Here is a 15,342-nt window from a genome sequence, read left to right as displayed (position 1 = left end):
GGCGTCACGCGCGGGCGCGCCGACGGCGGCGCATCACGGCGACGACCGCGCACAGCGCGAGGGTCGCGACGCCCCAGACGGCGGACGCGGGCGGCAGCACGCGGTACGCGAGGTGCTGCGCCGTCCACTCCGCGCTCAGCGGGCCGTACGCCGCGAGCCCGAGGGCCCACGCAGCGATGAGCACGACCGGCAGCGACACCCACCACGCACGACGCACCCACGAGGGCAGCACCCGCTCGACGGATGCCTCGCGCCGCCGCGCGAGCCACCACACGCCGTAGCCGGCGAGGATCACGAGCGCGATGACGCTCGATCCGTGCTGCACCCACTTGTAGCCCGGCAGCGGACCCCAGTCATCCGCGAGGGCGGGGATCAGCCGCACGCCCCAGCGGCCCTCGTGCGTGAACGCGTCCCACGCGATGTGCGAAAGCACCCCGAGGACGAGCGAGACGATCATCAGGAGCGCGGCGACGGCGATCGGCGAGCGCGCACGGTCGCCGCCGATCGTCCGCCAGACGGCGGCGCCGGTGGCATCCCACTCCGGCGGCAGGCGGCGCGCCAGCGCGTCCGGCGAGAGCTCGCGCCCCGCGGGGCGCAGGAGCGCGTACCAGAGGGCGAGGAGTCCCGCCGCGAGCACCGTCGACAGCAGCACGTTCGTGTGCGTCGCCTGATAGCTGAGCGGCGTGCCGCGCAGGAACAGCGGCAGGTCGGGGGTCATCGCCCCGACGGCGATGGCGGCAGGCAGCAGCGGCGTGCGCACGAACGGCAGCGCCACGACGGCGTGGCTCGGGGTGAAGGGCACGGGCGCAGGTCAGACGACGAACAGGCCCGCGAGGGTCTTCTTCCCGCGGCGGAGCACCGAGACCCCGCCGGGCAGCGATCCAGTCACGACCGCATCCTCGTCCTCGACCTTCGCCCCGTCGAGCGAGACGCCGCCCTGGGCGATCGCGCGACGCGCCTCGGACAGACTCGCGACGAGACCCGTGTCGACGAGCGCCTGGACGACGGAGCTGCCCGCGGCGACCTCGGCGTTCGGCAGCTCGTCCAGGGCGCTGCGGAGCGTCGCGGCGTCGAGGGCGGACAGGTCTCCCTGACCGAAGAGCGCGTCGGATGCCGCGATGACGGCCTCCGCCGCCTCCGCGCCGTGCACGAACGTCGTCACCTCGCGCGCGAGGCGCTTCTGCGCAGCACGGCGGAACGGCTCGGCCTCGACCAGCGCCTCGTACTCCTCGATCTCGGCGCGGGTGAGGAACGTGAAGATCTTCAGGCGCTCGATCACGTCGGCGTCGGCGGTCGACAGCCAGAACTGGTACATCCGGTACGGGCTGCACATCGTGGCATCCAGCCAGATCGCATTGCCCTCGCTCTTGCCGAACTTCGTGCCGTCGCTGTTGGTGATCAGCGGCGTACCGATCGCGTGCACCGACCGACCCTCGACGCGGTGGATCAGGTCGGTGCCGCTCGTGAGGTTTCCCCACTGGTCGGACCCGCCGGTCTGCAGCACACAGTCGTACTGGCGGTAGAGCTCGAGGTAGTCCATGCCCTGCAGGATCTGGTAGCTGAACTCGGTGTAGCTGATGCCGGCCTCGGAGTTCAGGCGCGCCGCGACGGCGTCCTTCTTCAGCATCGTGCCGACGCGGTAGTGCTTGCCGATCTCGCGCAGGAAGTCGATCGCCGACAGCGGCGCCGTCCAGTCGAGGTTGTTGACCATGCGGGCGGCGTTCTCGCCCTGGAAGCTCAGGAACCGCTCCACCTGGGAGCGGAGGTACCCGACCCACTCGGCGACGGTGTCCTTCGTGTTGAGCGTGCGCTCGGCGGTCGGACGCGGATCGCCGATGAGGCCCGTCGACCCGCCGACGAGTCCGAGCGGGCGGTGTCCGGCCAGCTGCAGTCGGCGCATCGTGAGCAGCTGCACGAGGTTGCCCAGGTGCAGGCTCGGCGCCGTCGGGTCGAAGCCGCAGTAATACGTGATCGGCTCACCGGCGAGGAGCTCGCGGAGCGACTCCTGATCGGTGGACACGTGCACGAGGCCACGCCAGACGATCTCGTCCCAGACGTTGTCGAACGTGGGGTCGTTGGCGGGCGTCAGTGCGCGCACGGGCGCGTTCACGACGGTTTCAGACACGCGCCCAGGCTACCAGCGCCGGTTCGGGCGACCTGACTGTCGCGTGTGCCCTGGGTCGAGTCCCGGGTCGTGCCCCCGCTCGTGTCCCCGGGCCGGTGTCGGGCGGCCGTGCCAGACTGGCCGCGTGGATGCCGCCGCCGCCGACCTGCTCGTCACGACCGTCGTGGCGATCTTCCTCTTCCTGGCGCTGTGCGCCGCCCTCGTGCTCGTCACCGTCTCGGTGCGCCGCCCGCGCGGCGCCGCGCTGCTCGTGGCGAGCGGCATCGTGGTCCTGTGCCTCGTGCTGGTCGCCGTGCTGCCGTGGCACGTGCCGGCACTGTACGGTGCGGTGCTCGCCCTCCTCGCGGTCGCGCTGGCCACGTTCGGGGGAAACCCCGTCGCGCGGTGGGTGCTCGCCGTCGCCGACGGCGGTCGCAGCGCCGAGGGCCCGCGCGGAGGCATCCTCGTCGAGCTCATGGGCGAACCGCCCGCTCCGCCGCGCCAGGAGGAGATCCTGCGCGGCGGCACCACGATCGGCTACCTCGAGCGGCTCGCCGCGGCGCTCGGCATCGTCGCGGGTTTCCCCGCGGTGATCGCGGTGCTCGTCGCGCTGAAGGGCATCGGCCGATTCACCGAGCTCGCGACCCCCGCCGCGCGTGAGCGGTTCATCGTGGGCACGCTCGCGAGCCTGCTGTGGGCGTGCGCGGTCTCGGCGATCGTGCCGTTGGCGCTGCGCTGACCGGTCAGAGCGCCTCCTGCAGTTGCCGCGCGCCCTCGACGAGCGCGCCGACCCCCGCGGCGGCGAGCGCCTGCGACACCGCCGACTGGGTGATGCCCTCGGCGCGCGCGAGCTCTTTCTGCGTCTGCCCAAGCAGGCGCCCGTACGCCAGTCGGCGCGTGCGCTCGCTCATCGCGCTCACCAGTTGGTCGCGGGCGAGCAGGTAGGCGTTGGAGAGCCGAAGGGATGCCTCGTCCTCCCCCTCGGCCGCGACGACCCAGGTGCGTGCGCCGGGGATCGTCCGCGCCTGCAGCGCGTGCACCGTCTCGACCGCCTCGCGGGCCGCCCACCATGCGGGGCCTTCGGCCAGATCACCGGCCCGCGACGGCACGACACCCGAGGCGCCGACGCCGAGTCCGTAACGGCACTCCACGCCGTCGGGCAGCGCGAGGCGCACGAGCAGGAGCGAGAGCATCGCGGCCGCGAGCGTGGGGTAGCTCCCCTGCAGCTCGTCGCCCACGACGGGCAGGAGCGGCCGGATCGCGAGCGGCGCATCGCGCTCGACCCGCTCGATCACGGCGTCGATCGCGCGCTGCGCGGCCGCACGATCGTCGAGCGTGCGCGAGCCGACGATGTCGGCGATGACCGCCACCTCGGTGGCGGGCGCTTCCGTCACTGTCGTGTTCGTCGCTTCTTCTCGCGCCTGCATACAGATAAGACTAGGGCTCATTTTTCGGCAAGAGAAGCTAATAGCTGATATTCGCTGGATATAAGCTCGCGGGCGCCGGGACGCAGCATCGTGGTGTCACCCCGTGGCGCCGCCCCGCGAGGCTCAGAGACCGAGCGCGTGCGCGGCGGTCTGGGCGCGCGCCGTCAGCTCCGCGCGCTGCTCGGTGACGCGGACCCCCGCCGTGCCGCCCGCGCCGGTGCGGCTCGCGACCGATCCCTCGATCGAGAGCACCTCGCGGACGGCGGGCGTCAGCAGCGGCGACACCGACGCCAGCAGCGCGTCGTCGGCATCCTCCAGACCGATCCCCCGCTCCTCGCAGGCCCGCACGAGCGATCCGGACACCTCGTGCGCGTCGCGGAACGGCACGCCCTGCTTCACGAGCCACTCGGCGACGTCGGTCGCGAGGGAGAAGCCGGCCGGCGCGAGCTCCGCCAGCCGCACGGTGTCGAAGCGGAGCGTCGCCACCATGCCCGCGAATGCCGGCAGCACGACCTCGAGGGTCGCGATCGAGTCGAAGACGGGCTCCTTGTCCTCCTGCAGATCGCGGTTGTAGGCGAGCGGCAGCGCCTTCAGCGTCGCGAGCAGACCCGACAGGTTGCCGATGAGCCGGCCGGCCTTGCCGCGCGCGAGCTCGGCGATGTCGGGGTTCTTCTTCTGCGGCATGATGCTCGACCCCGTCGAGTACCCGTCGTCGAGCGTGACGAAGCCGAACTCTCGCGTGTTCCAGATGATGATGTCCTCGGCGAAGCGGGACAGGTCGACCCCGATCATCGCCGCGATGAACGCGAACTCGGCCACGACGTCGCGCGCGCTCGTGCCGTCGAGGGAGTTCTCCGCCGGGCGTGCAAGACCCAGCCGGTCGGCGACGAGCTGCGGGTCGAGGCCCAGCGTGGCGCCGGCGAGAGCCCCGCCGCCGTAGGGCGAGACGGACGCGCGCACCGACCAGTCGCGCAGGCGCTCGAGGTCGCGCACCAGCGGCCACGCGTGCGCCTGCAGGTGGTGGGCGAGCAGGATGGGCTGCGCGTGCTGCAGGTGGGTGCGCCCGGGCATGATGGCCTCCGGGTGCGCCTCGGCCTGTGCGACGATCGCGTCGATCAGGCGAAGGACGTCGCGCGCGATGACGCGCGCGTGGTCGAGCAGGTAGAGGCGCACGAGCGTGGCGATCTGATCGTTGCGGCTGCGCCCGGCGCGGAGCTTTCCGCCGAGCTCGGCGCCGACCTCGGCGATCAGCGCCGCCTCGAGCGCGCCGTGCACGTCTTCATCGGAGTCGGCGGCGACGAGCGACCCGTCGGCGACGGCCGCCGCCAGCGCGTCGAGGCCGGCGTGCATCCGCTCCTCCTCGTCCGCCGTGAGATACCCCGCCGCCCCGAGGGCGGCGGCGTGGGCGTGCGAGCCGGCGAGGTCGTACGGGACGAGCACCCAGTCGAAGTGCGTCGACCGGCTGAGCGCAGCGAGCTCGGGCGAGGGACCGGACGCGAATCGCGCACCCCACAGCGCACCCTCGTTGGTCCCGTGGGATGCGCCGTGCGGCGCGGCGGGCTCGGGTGAAGCGGAGGGTGCGGTCGAGTCGGTCACCCGCACAGCCTACCTAGGCATCCGTGGGTCATCTCGTCCGGCACCGGCCGCCCGAGGCGCCGCGATCCGTCGCCATCGCACCGGGGTGACGACAGGTTCCAGCACCTCGGCGCGCGCGCCGCCGCGCCGTCAGCGGGGTACGAGCAGCCGAGTGAGCGTCGCGACGATCCGCTCGAGCGGGCCGCGACCCCACAGCAGCGCCCACGCCGTGCAGGCGAGGATCGTGCCGAGGGCGAAGGGCCAGAACGGGTCGAGCGCACGGAAGCCGCCGAGGTCGCCCGTGTCGCCGAGCACCGCCGCCGCCCAGAGAGCCCACACGCAGAGCTGCCCGACGTACGCCGTCAACGGCATCGACCCGACCGCGCGCAGCGGCAGCAGCACCGCGGAGATGGGCGTGCGGCACACGAGCACGCACGCGCCGAGGGTCGCCAGCGCTCCCCCGCCCGACCCGATGACCTCCCAGAGTCCGCCCGAGTGCGCGGCATCCGTCAGCACCGTCTGCAGGTAGCCGCCGAGCGGGCCGCCCTCGGGCGCCGCGGCCAGGGCACGGGTGGTGACCGACGCGCCGATCCCGGCGACCACGACGGCGGCGAGGCCGCCGAGGAGCAGACCCAGATCCGTCCGGACCGATCGAAGGTCGCTGCGCCCGGCCGCCATGCCCGCGAGGAGGAACGCGGCCCAGAGCGGGAACGGATAGTGCCAGCCGACGAGTGCGGCGAGATCCGACCCCGACTCGCCCTGCCAGATCGGCAGCGCGTCGAGCACGGGCTGCACCCACGGCATGACGACGGCGAGCGCGGCCGCCGTGATCCAGAGGGTCGGCGTGCGCAGCGTCAGCAGCGTCGCCCCGAACAGGAACAGCAGCGCGTAGGCCGGGAGGATCACGTACACCGGCACGCCCGTCGCGATCAGCGCCGCGCCCAGCAGCCAGATGAGCATCGCGCGCACCAGGAGCCGGCGCCGGGTGAGCGAGAGCGCAGGGCCGGTCTGGGGGCGCGTGCCTCCTGAGCCGGGCTCCGCGCTCAGGAGCGCGATCGATACGCCCGCGAGCGTCGCGAAGAGGATCGACGACCGCCCGTTCGCGATGTCGATCCAGGTCTCCGGGCGGGTCGGGTCGAAGCTCTCGATCGTGAGCAGGTGCGCGGCGAGCATGCCGAGCACCGCGAGCCCGCGCGCGAGGTCGACCCCCTGCACGCGCGCGGGCGCGTTCAGGGCGGCGACCCCGACCGGTCTCACTGCTGGCGCAGCAACCAGACGAGCAACGCCTTCTGCGCGTGCAGCCGGTTCTCGGCCTCGTCCCAGACCACCGACTGCGGACCGTCGATGACCTCGGCATCCACTTCGTATCCGCGATCGGCGGGCAGGCAGTGGATGAAGATGGCGTCGGATGCCGCGTGGCCCATCGTCTCGGTCGTCACCTTGTACGGGCCGAGGTCGCGCAGGCGTGCCGACTTCTCCTCCTCCTTGCCCATCGACACCCACGTGTCGGTGACCATGACGTCGGCGCCGGCGGCGGCCTCGTCGGGATCGGTGTAGAGCGTGACCGAGCCGCCGGTCGTGGCGGCGATGCGCTCGGCGTCGGCGACGACGTCGGCGCGCGGCGCGTAGGCCTCGGGCGACGCGACCCGCACGTGCATGCCGGCGGTGACCCCGGCGAGCACGTACGAGTGGCCCATGTTGGACGTGCCGTCACCGAAGAACGTGAGGGTGAGGCCCTTCAGCTCCCCCTTGTGCTCCCGGATCGTGAGGAGGTCGGCGAGCAGCTGGCACGGGTGGAAGTCGTCGCTCAGCGCGTTGATCACGGGCACGGTCGTGCCGCGCGCCATCTCCTCGAGCCCCGCCTGCGCGTAGGTGCGCCACACGATCGCCGCGACCTGGCGCTCGAGCACCCGCGCCGTGTCGGACGGGGTCTCCTTGCCGCCGAGCTGGCTGTTGGCCGTCGAGATGATGAGCGGCGACCCGCCGAGGTCGGCGATGCCGACGGCGAACGACACCCGGGTGCGGGTCGAGCTCTTGTCGAAGATCACCGCGACGGTCTGCGGGCCTTCGAGGGGCTTCAGCTTCCAGCGGTCCTTCTTCAGCGAGACCGCGAGATCGAGGATCTCGGCCTGCTCGGCCGGGCTCAGGTCGTCGTCGCGGAGCAGGTGGCGGGTCATGCGGAAACCTCCGAGGGGTGGGTGTCATCGAGCAGCAGAGCGTCGCCGACGGTCGCGAGCGCGCGGGCGAACAGGGTGGCGAACTCGTCGACCTCGACATCGCCGATGACGAGCGGCGGCGCGAGGCGGATGGTCAGGTCGTTGGCGGCGTTCACGATCAGTCCGTGCTCCTGCGACGCCGCGACGACCGCGCCGGCGACCGGATGCCGGAGCGCCACACCGATGAGCAGGCCCTGACCGCGCGTGCCCTCGACGAGCGGCGAGTCGATCGCCGCGATCGCCGCGCGGATGCGCTCGCCCTGCGCTGTGGCGTTCTCGAGCAGGTCGGCGCGCTCGATCTCGCCGAGCACCGCGGATGCCACGGCCGTGCCGAGCGCGTTGCCGCCGAACGTCGAGCCGTGGGTGCCCGGGTAGAAGAGCTCCCCCGCCGCGCCGAACGTGATGAGGGCGCCGATCGGGAAGCCGCTGCCGATGCCCTTGGCGACCGTGATCGCGTCGGGGGTGATGCCCGCGTGCTGGAACGCGAACCACGCCCCGGTGCGGCCGGCGCCGGTCTGGATCTCGTCGACGATCAGCAGAGCGCCGTGGCGCGCCGTGATCTCGCGCGCCGCCTCGAGGTAGCCCTCGGGAAGCGGCATGACCCCCGCCTCGCCCTTGATGGGCTCGACGAACAGTGCCGCGACACGGTCATCCATCGCCTCTTCGAGCGCCTCGATCGTCGAGTCGAGGAACTCGACGCCCGGCGTCATCGGCAGGAAGGGCTCCTGCATCGACGGTTTGCCGGTGAGGGCGAGGGTGCCCATCGTGCGCCCGTGGAACGCGTTCTTCAGCGCGAGGATCCGCGGGCGCGGCGCCTGTCCCTCCGACCCGCGACCGTGCAGCCGGGCGAGCTTGAACGCGGCCTCGTTGGCCTCGGCGCCGGAGTTGCCGAAGTACACGCGCCCCTCGGATCCCGTGCCGGCGAGGCGCTTGAGCTGGGCCGCCAGGGCGAGCTGCGGCGGTGTCGCGAAGTAGTTCGACACGTGTGCGAGGGTCGCCGCCTGGCGCGAGACCGCCTCGACGAACACCGGATGCGCGTGCCCGAGCGAGACCACCGCGATGCCCGCGAGGAAGTCGAGGTAGCGCCGTCCGGCGCCGTCCCACAGGTAGGCGCCCTCGCCGCGCACGAAGAGGGCGAGCCGATCGCCGACGTTGCGGGTCAGGTCGCGCGACGCGTCGTCCTGCCACGGCGCCGCCGGATTCTCCTGTGCGCTCTGCGCGTGTGCGCTGGTCACTGCGCCACCACCTCTGTTCCGATTCCCTGTTCTGTGAAGACCTCCACCAGCACCGAGTGCGGCTGGCGTCCGTCGATGATCGCGGCCGTGTCGACGCCGCCGTCCACGGCATCCAGACACGCCTGCATCTTCGGGATCATGCCCGATTCGAGCCGCGGCAGCATCGCGCGAAGCTCCGCCGCCGTCAGGTGCGAGACGAGCGAGTCGCGGTTCGGCCAGTCGGCGTAGAGGCCCGCGACGTCGGTGAGCACGACGAGCTTCGCCGCGCCGAGCGCGACGGCGAGCGCGGACGCCGCGGCGTCGGCGTTGACGTTGAGCGACTGCCCCGGATTGTCGTGGTCGGGGGCGATGGAGGACACCACCGGGATGCGCCCCGCCGCGAGCTGATCGAGGACCGGCTGCGGGTCGACCGCCACCACGTCGCCGACGGCGCCGAGGTCGTGCTCGGTGCCGTCGATGACGACGCCCCGGCGACGCCCACGGAAGAGCCCCGCGTCCTCGCCGGAGAGGCCCGTCGCGAACGGCCCATAGGCGTTGATCCGGGCGACCAGCTGCGGGTTCACCTGCCCGGTCAGCACCATGCGCACGACGCTCATCGCCTCGGTCGAGGTGACGCGGTAGCCGCCCTTGAACTCGCTCGGGATCGACAGCCGGTCGAGCATCTGCGAGATCTGCGGTCCCCCGCCGTGCACGACGACGGGCTTGACCCCGACGAAGCGCAGGTAGGCGATGTCCTGCGCGAAGGCATCCTGCAGCTCCTCGGACACCATCGCGTTGCCGCCGTACTTGATGACGATGATCTGGTCGCGGAATCGCTGCAGCCAGGGCAGCGACTCGATGAGCACGGCTGCCTTCTCGGCGGCCTGCTCGGGCGTCGTGTGCTGGATCTTCTCCGGCGTGGCCTCGCTCGTGTTCTCGCTCATGAGCTGTACGCGCTGTTCTCGTGGACGTAGTCGTGCGTCAGGTCGTTCGTGAGGATCGTCGCGGAGGCCTCCCCCGCCTGGAGGTCGATGAGCACGTCGGTCGCGCGGGGCGTCAGGTCGACCTCCTCGCGGGGACGGTCGGGCGCTCCCGCACTGCACAGGCGCACGCCGTTGAAGCTCACGTCGACCGCGTAGGGGTCGAAGGATGCCTGGGTGGTGCCGATCGCGGCGAGCACGCGCCCCCAGTTGGGGTCGTTGCCGAAGATCGCCGTTTTGAAGAGGTTGTTGCGGGCGACGGAGCGGCCCACCTCGACCGCATCGGCCTCGGAGACGGCGCCGACGACGCGGATCGTGATGTCGTGGCTCGCGCCCTCGGCGTCGCGCTGCAGCTGAGCGGCCAGGTCGAGGCAGACCTCGGTGAGCGCCGCGCCGAAGGCGGCGGGGTCGGGGGTGATCCCGGATGCCCCGCTGACCAGGAGTGTCACCTGGTCGTTCGTCGACATGCAGCCGTCGGAGTCGAGCCGGTCGAAACTCACGCGCGTCGCCGCGCGCAGGTGCGCGTCGGCCTCGGCGGCGTCGAGCACGGCGTCGGTCGTGAGGACGACGAGCATGGTCGCGAGGCTCGGCGCGAGCATGCCGGCGCCCTTCGCCATCGCGCCGATCGTCCAGCCGTCGCCGGTGTGCGTGCTCGTCTTGGGCACGGTGTCGGTCGTCATGATCGCGCGCGCGGCGCTCTCGCCGCCGTCCGCGGAGAGCTGCGAGATCGCGTCTTCGGTGCCCGTGAGCACCTTGGCGCGGAACGTCTCGTCGCCCGTCCCGATGAGCCCGGTGGAGCAGACGAGCACGTCGCCGGGGCTGATGCCCAGCAGCTCCGCGGCCTTCTCGGCGGTCTGGTGCGTCGTCTGGAAGCCGAAGCTGCCCGTAAAGCAGTTCGCGCCGCCGGAGTTCAGCACGATCGCCTCGACCACGCCGTCGGCGATCGCCTGCTGCGACCACAGGATCGGGTTCGCCTTCGCGCGGTTGCTCGTGAAGACGGCGGCCCCGACGGCGAGCGGGCCGCGGTTGACGACGACGGCGACGTCGGGCTTGCCGGTGGACTTGAGGCCCACGGCGACCCCCGCCGCCTCGAACCCTGCGGGCGCGGTCACTCCCTGCGCAGACGTGGCGGTCACGGGGCGACTCCGTTCACGGTCAGGCCCCGGTCCTCGGGGAGGCCGAGGGCGATGTTCATCGACTGGATGGCGGCACCCGCGGTGCCCTTCACGAGGTTGTCGACCGCGGCGACCACGACGACGCGGTTCGCGGAGCGGTCGATCGCGAGGCCGAGAAGGGCCGTGTTCGCGCCGAGCACGTCGGCGGTGCGCGGGAACTGCCCCTCGGGCAGCAGCTGCACGAAGCTCTCGTCGCCGTAGGCCGACTGCCAGCCATCCCGGATCTGCGCGTCGGTCACGCCCGCCGCGATCGGCGCCGACGAGGTGGCGAGGATGCCCCGCGCCATCGGCACGATCACCGGCGTGAACGAGATCCGCACGTCGGGCGTCACCCCCGCCGACGCGCCGGCCGCGGCCAGCGCCTGCTGGATCTCGGGGATATGGCGATGGGTGCCGCCGACGGCATACGGGTTCGCCGAGCCGAGGATCTCGGCGGCGAGGAGGTTCGTCTTGAGGCTCTTGCCGGCCCCCGACGGGCCGACGGCGAGCACGCTCACGATGTCGGACGGGTCGATGACGCCCGCGGCGACGCCGGGCGCGAGGCTCAGCGACACCGTCGAGGCGTTGCAGCCGGGCGCCGCGATCCGGCTGGCCCCGGCGAGCGCGGCGCGGCCGCCGGGGAGCTCGGGGACGCCGTAGACCCACGGGTCGTGGAAGTCGCCGCCGTAGAACTGCGCCCAGGCATCCGCCGACCTCAGCCGGTGATCGGCGCCGGCGTCGATGACGAGCGGCGTGCCGGCGAGCGCGTCGGTGTACTGCCCCGACTGGCCGTGCGGCAGCGCGAGGAAGACGATGTCGTGCCCGGCGAGCACGTCGGGGGTGGTCGGCTGGAGCGTGAGATGCGCGAGCGAGCGCAGATGCGGCTGGTGCACGGCGAGCGGGTCGCCGGCGTTGCTGTGCGCGGTGACGGTGGTGATCTCGATGTCGGGATGGGCGGCGAGCAGGCGCAGGATCTCGCCACCCGCATAGCCGGAGGCGCCGGAGACGGCGACCGAATAGGTCATTTCTCAACCTTATTGTCTGTGGGATCGGGGCCGGAGACGGCGACTCCCACTGCTCGACCCGGCGACGGGGAGCATGCGGGGTCGCCTACAGTCGGCGGCCGCGGAGCTCGAGACGTCGGGGCGCGCGGAACACCGTCGAGACGGTGAGCGGGTCGGCCACGAGCATGCCGCGACCCTACCGCCCGCGCCCGCAGGGCCGCAAATCCGTGTCGGGAGCCTCGGGGTGGGTCGGGACGGTCCGGCCGTCGCGGCGGCGTTCGGGCGGACTTCTGCACTCGGGAGGACCGCGGGCCCCGATTCACCCTCCCGCGTGCAGATCTCCTCCCGAACGCAGGGCCGCGATGAGGGCGAGTTCGTCCTCGCGCGTGATTCCGGCGCTCCGTGCCCGGTCGAGCCCGCGCGCCCGCTCGTCTTCGAGAGTCCGCACGAGCGTCTCCCGCAGTGGACGCAGGGCACCGCCCAGCATCCGGTAGACGGCGTTCGAGCGCGTCGCGAAGCCCGGCATCTCGTCGGGTAGCCACAGCGGGAGGGAGCGCGGTCCCATCCAGTGCTGCACGCCCTGCGCGACGAGCCAGTCGGGGGCGGCCGGGACGACCTCGGCGGTGTGTCCGGATGCCTCGCGTGCGGCCGCGAGCACCGCGGGAAGCGGCGACGGATCCCCGACCGCGTTGACCGTGCCGCTGAAGCCTGCGGCGCCGAGGGCGGCGACGAACGCTGCCAGATCGTCGACGTCGATGACCTGCACGCGCACGACTGGTGCGTCCGGCACGAGCACGGCACCGCCCTCGGCGAGCGCGAAGCGCGACACCCAATACCCGAAGCGATCGGTGGGGTCGCCGGGCCCCCCGATGAGACCCGGCCGGACGATCGCCGCGCGGTGCGGCAAGGCGGCGCGCACGGCCGCCTCGCATGCCGCCTTCGCCCGGGCGTAGTCGCCGTCGTCGCCGAGCGCGGCGGGTTCGACGAGCGATGCCCCCTCGTCGGCGCCCTCCTCGTTGTTCGCGGCGTACACCGAGACGCTCGAGACGTACGTGAGGTGCCGCGTGTCGCCGGCGAGCGCTGCAGCCGCGGCGGCGACGTGGGTGCTCCGTGACGAGACCTCGACGACCTCGTCCCAGTCCCGACCCCGCACGGCGTCGTACGCCTCCGGTTCATCCCGGTCGGCGACGACGAGCCGGGCGCCGTATGGAACCGGCCGGGTGCCGCGCGCGAGGCACGTGACGGATGCCCCGGCATCCATCCACCGCTCGGCGATGCGGCCGCTGAGCCAGCCGGTTCCGCCGAGGATCAGCACGTCGGTCATGATGACCCTCAGCCGACCGGGAACGCCTTGATGCGCTGCAGCAGGTCGGGCGCCGTGCGCTCGAGGGTGCGCCCGCCGATCAGCACGCCCGCGACGGTGACGACGGCGCCGCCGAGAACTCCCACGGCGAGGGCGGCGACGCCGACGGCGGGGTCGCCGCCGACCATGCCCATGATCCCGACGATGAGCGCGGGCGCAGCGAGGAGGCCGCAGGCGCCGAGCACCACGAAGACGAGGAGCCCGCTGACGAAGGTCTGTCCGGGCACCGTCTTGAACGGGCTGTCGCCCGGCGCGGCGACCGGAGTGACGATGAGCGCCGACGAGACCGCCGTCACCCCGTATCCGGCCAGCAGCAGACCGAGGGCTGCGCCGAGGATCGCGGGGAGGGTCGACGCGTGACCGCCGATCATCGCCGTGATCACCGCGATCGCGATCGTGAGCGGAACGCCGACGCAGGCGGCGCCGAGAATGCGGCCCCACCGGTCCTGCCGCCCGCGGATGCCGCTCGAGAGCACCGAGGCGAACGCCGTGCCGTCGTAGGAGATGTCGCTGTACCCGGCGATGCACAGCACGAACGCGACGAAGATCGGCGACGCCGCGAACATGAACCCGTCGACGCCGCCGGTGAAGGCGAAGAGGATCGGGAACAGCGGCGCCACGATCAGCTGCCGCAGGTAGCGCGGGTCGCGCAGCCAGCCGGTCAGCGAGCGCGCCCACGTCGCGCCGACGCCGCCCGTGGGCATGACGCCGAACAGGCCCAGTCGCCCGGGCCGCACCGAGCGCGTCGTCTGCCGCGGCGGCGACACCGTGGCGCGGGTGAGCGCCGCGTGCCACGCCGCCCACAGCACGGCGACGGTCGCGGCGGCGATCACGAACTTCAGCGCCGCCGTGACGTACGACCCCGCGGCGACGTCGCCCGGCACGGCCGACGCGGCGCCGAAGGGCGTCCACCCGAGCACGTCGGACGCGTGGCCGAACTGTGCGCCGACGTCGCCCACGTTGGAGAGTGCGGCGACGGCGCCGGTGGCGAGCGGCCCCGCGAAGATGACCGCCACGAGCACGATCGTGCCGACGAGCTCGCGTCCGCGACGGTTGCCGCCGAGCCCGGTGCTGAGGGCGGATGCCAGGCGGCTCGCGATCACGCAGGTGAGCACCGCGAGGGCGATGCAGGGCACGGCCACCAGCGTGGCGAGCGGCGAGCGCACCCAGAGGAGGAGCGTCGCCAGCGCCGCGATCGACGTCGCGATGCCGGGGATGCCGGTGAGCCCGGTCGCGGTGAGGATCGTCATCACCTGACGGGTCGTCAGCGGGAAGGTCGCGAGTTTCGTGGCATCCACCGTCGTGTCGACGCCTGCGATCAGGAGCGGGCCGACGATCCAGCCGAGGAGGAGGGCCGAGCCGCCGAGGATCGCGACGGCGCGCACCGGGGCGAGATCGTCGAGGCGGGAGAGGCCGATCAGCACCGAGACGACGAGTGCGAGGATGCCGAGGGCCCAGATGATGCCGAAGCAGAACCCGACCAGCTGCCAGGGCCGCCGCGCGAGCGTGTTGCCGAGGATGCGGTAGCGGAGCCTCAGGACTGTCGCAACCACGCGGGCCCCTCGCTCGTGTGCCGTCCGCCGACGAGCTCGACGAAACGGTCCTGCAACGACTGCGCGCCGCGCACCTCGTCGACCGTGCCCGCCGAGAGCACCCGGCCGGCGGCGATCACCGCGACGTGGTCGCACATGCGCTGCACGAGGTCCATCGAGTGGCTCGAGACGATCACGGTGCCGCCCGTCGCGGTGTACGAGCGCAGCACGTCTTCGATGTTCGCCGCCGAGACGGGGTCGACCGACTCGAACGGCTCGTCGAGCACGAGCAGGCGCGGCGCGTGCACGAGCGCGCACGCGAGGGCGACCTTCTTCGTCATGCCGGCCGAATAGTCGGCGACGATGACACCCGCCGCCTCGCGGAGGTCCATCAGGTCGAGCAGGTCGGCCACGCGCGGCGCGATCTGCTCGCGCGGCACCGAGAACATCATCGCCGTGTAAGTGATGAGCTGCTCGCCGGTGAGACGGTCGAACAGCCGCACCCCGTCGGCGAGGTTGCCGATCATCGCCTTCGCCGCGACCGGGTCGGCCCAGACGTCGACGCCGTGCACCCACGCCGTGCCCGCGTCGGGACGCAGCAGCCCCGTCGCCATCGACAGCGTCGTGGTCTTTCCGGCGCCGTTCGGCCCGACGAGGCCGTAGAACGAGGTGGGTGGCACCACCAGGTCGATGCCGGCGACGGCGAGCTTGTCGTCGAAGCGCTTGACGAGGCCCGACAGCTGCAGGGCGGGGACGGCGGATGTCTCGATCAT

14 protein-coding genes are annotated in these 15,342 nt (G+C 72.6%); 1 reads left to right on the top strand and 13 read right to left on the bottom strand.

What is annotated here, in order from left to right:
* Positions 1-4: 4 nt before the first annotated feature.
* Both LOK55_RS10955 and tyrS read right to left on the bottom strand, forming a co-directional pair.
* Positions 5-802 carry a DUF4184 family protein gene (locus tag LOK55_RS10955; protein ID WP_229935394.1) on the bottom strand — a complete coding sequence of 266 codons (798 nt, stop codon included), beginning with the start codon at positions 800-802 and terminating at the stop codon, positions 5-7.
* Between the two features lie 9 nt (positions 803-811).
* On the bottom strand, positions 812-2,125 hold the full coding sequence (tyrS, locus tag LOK55_RS10950; RefSeq protein ID WP_229935393.1) for a tyrosine--tRNA ligase: 1,314 nt from the start codon (positions 2,123-2,125) through the stop codon (positions 812-814).
* 124 nt (positions 2,126-2,249) lie between these two features.
* Here tyrS and LOK55_RS10945 point away from each other — a divergent pair, with 124 nt between their 5' ends.
* A complete protein-coding gene (locus LOK55_RS10945) occupies positions 2,250-2,843 on the top strand; it encodes a hypothetical protein (protein ID WP_229935392.1) in 594 nt (197 codons plus the stop codon).
* Positions 2,844-2,847: 4 nt separating this feature from the next.
* Here the strand turns inward: LOK55_RS10945 and LOK55_RS10940 are convergent, their stop codons facing one another.
* From LOK55_RS10940 to LOK55_RS10890, 11 genes are all read right to left on the bottom strand, one after another.
* Positions 2,848-3,531: a SatD family protein gene (locus tag LOK55_RS10940; protein WP_229935391.1), complete on the bottom strand. Its 684-nt coding sequence runs from the start codon at positions 3,529-3,531 to the stop codon at positions 2,848-2,850.
* Between the two features lie 123 nt (positions 3,532-3,654).
* Positions 3,655-5,127 carry an argininosuccinate lyase gene (gene argH, locus LOK55_RS10935; protein WP_374107653.1) on the bottom strand — a complete coding sequence of 491 codons (1,473 nt, stop codon included), beginning with the start codon at positions 5,125-5,127 and terminating at the stop codon, positions 3,655-3,657.
* 129 nt (positions 5,128-5,256) lie between these two features.
* Positions 5,257-6,363 (bottom strand): heparan-alpha-glucosaminide N-acetyltransferase domain-containing protein, encoded by a 1,107-nt coding sequence (locus LOK55_RS10930; protein WP_229935390.1) that lies wholly within the window; start codon positions 6,361-6,363, stop codon positions 5,257-5,259.
* Positions 6,360-7,283, bottom strand: coding sequence for an ornithine carbamoyltransferase (gene argF, locus LOK55_RS10925; protein WP_141380245.1), 924 nt, complete (start codon positions 7,281-7,283; stop codon positions 6,360-6,362). The genes LOK55_RS10930 and argF overlap by 4 nt, the downstream gene beginning before the upstream one ends.
* A complete protein-coding gene (locus LOK55_RS10920; protein ID WP_229935389.1) occupies positions 7,280-8,557 on the bottom strand; it encodes an acetylornithine transaminase in 1,278 nt (425 codons plus the stop codon). The genes argF and LOK55_RS10920 overlap by 4 nt, the downstream gene beginning before the upstream one ends.
* Complete coding sequence (argB, locus tag LOK55_RS10915) at positions 8,554-9,480, bottom strand: acetylglutamate kinase (RefSeq protein ID WP_229935388.1); 927 nt, start codon at positions 9,478-9,480, stop codon at positions 8,554-8,556. The genes LOK55_RS10920 and argB overlap by 4 nt, the downstream gene beginning before the upstream one ends.
* Positions 9,477-10,652: a bifunctional glutamate N-acetyltransferase/amino-acid acetyltransferase ArgJ gene (gene argJ / locus LOK55_RS10910; protein WP_229935387.1), complete on the bottom strand. Its 1,176-nt coding sequence runs from the start codon at positions 10,650-10,652 to the stop codon at positions 9,477-9,479. The genes argB and argJ overlap by 4 nt, the downstream gene beginning before the upstream one ends.
* The gene (argC, locus tag LOK55_RS10905) at positions 10,649-11,695 is read right to left on the bottom strand and encodes an N-acetyl-gamma-glutamyl-phosphate reductase (RefSeq protein WP_229935386.1); all 1,047 of its coding nucleotides are present in this window, start codon (positions 11,693-11,695) and stop codon (positions 10,649-10,651) included. Before argC ends, argJ begins: the two co-directional genes overlap by 4 nt.
* A 298-nt stretch (positions 11,696-11,993) precedes the next feature.
* A complete protein-coding gene (locus LOK55_RS10900) occupies positions 11,994-12,998 on the bottom strand; it encodes an NAD-dependent epimerase/dehydratase family protein (RefSeq protein WP_229935385.1) in 1,005 nt (334 codons plus the stop codon).
* An 8-nt stretch (positions 12,999-13,006) separates the two neighbouring features.
* Positions 13,007-14,590 carry a hypothetical protein gene (locus LOK55_RS10895; RefSeq protein WP_229935384.1) on the bottom strand — a complete coding sequence of 528 codons (1,584 nt, stop codon included), beginning with the start codon at positions 14,588-14,590 and terminating at the stop codon, positions 13,007-13,009.
* Complete coding sequence (locus tag LOK55_RS10890) at positions 14,572-15,342, bottom strand: ABC transporter ATP-binding protein (protein ID WP_229935383.1); 771 nt, start codon at positions 15,340-15,342, stop codon at positions 14,572-14,574. Before LOK55_RS10890 ends, LOK55_RS10895 begins: the two co-directional genes overlap by 19 nt.

Origin of the sequence: Microbacterium sp. F2E (genome assembly GCF_020905435.1) — a bacterium.
Classification (GTDB): domain Bacteria; phylum Actinomycetota; class Actinomycetes; order Actinomycetales; family Microbacteriaceae; genus Microbacterium; species Microbacterium lacticum.
The sequence above is the reverse complement of the archived record's forward strand: the minus strand, read 5'-3'. Positions and strand labels throughout refer to the sequence as shown.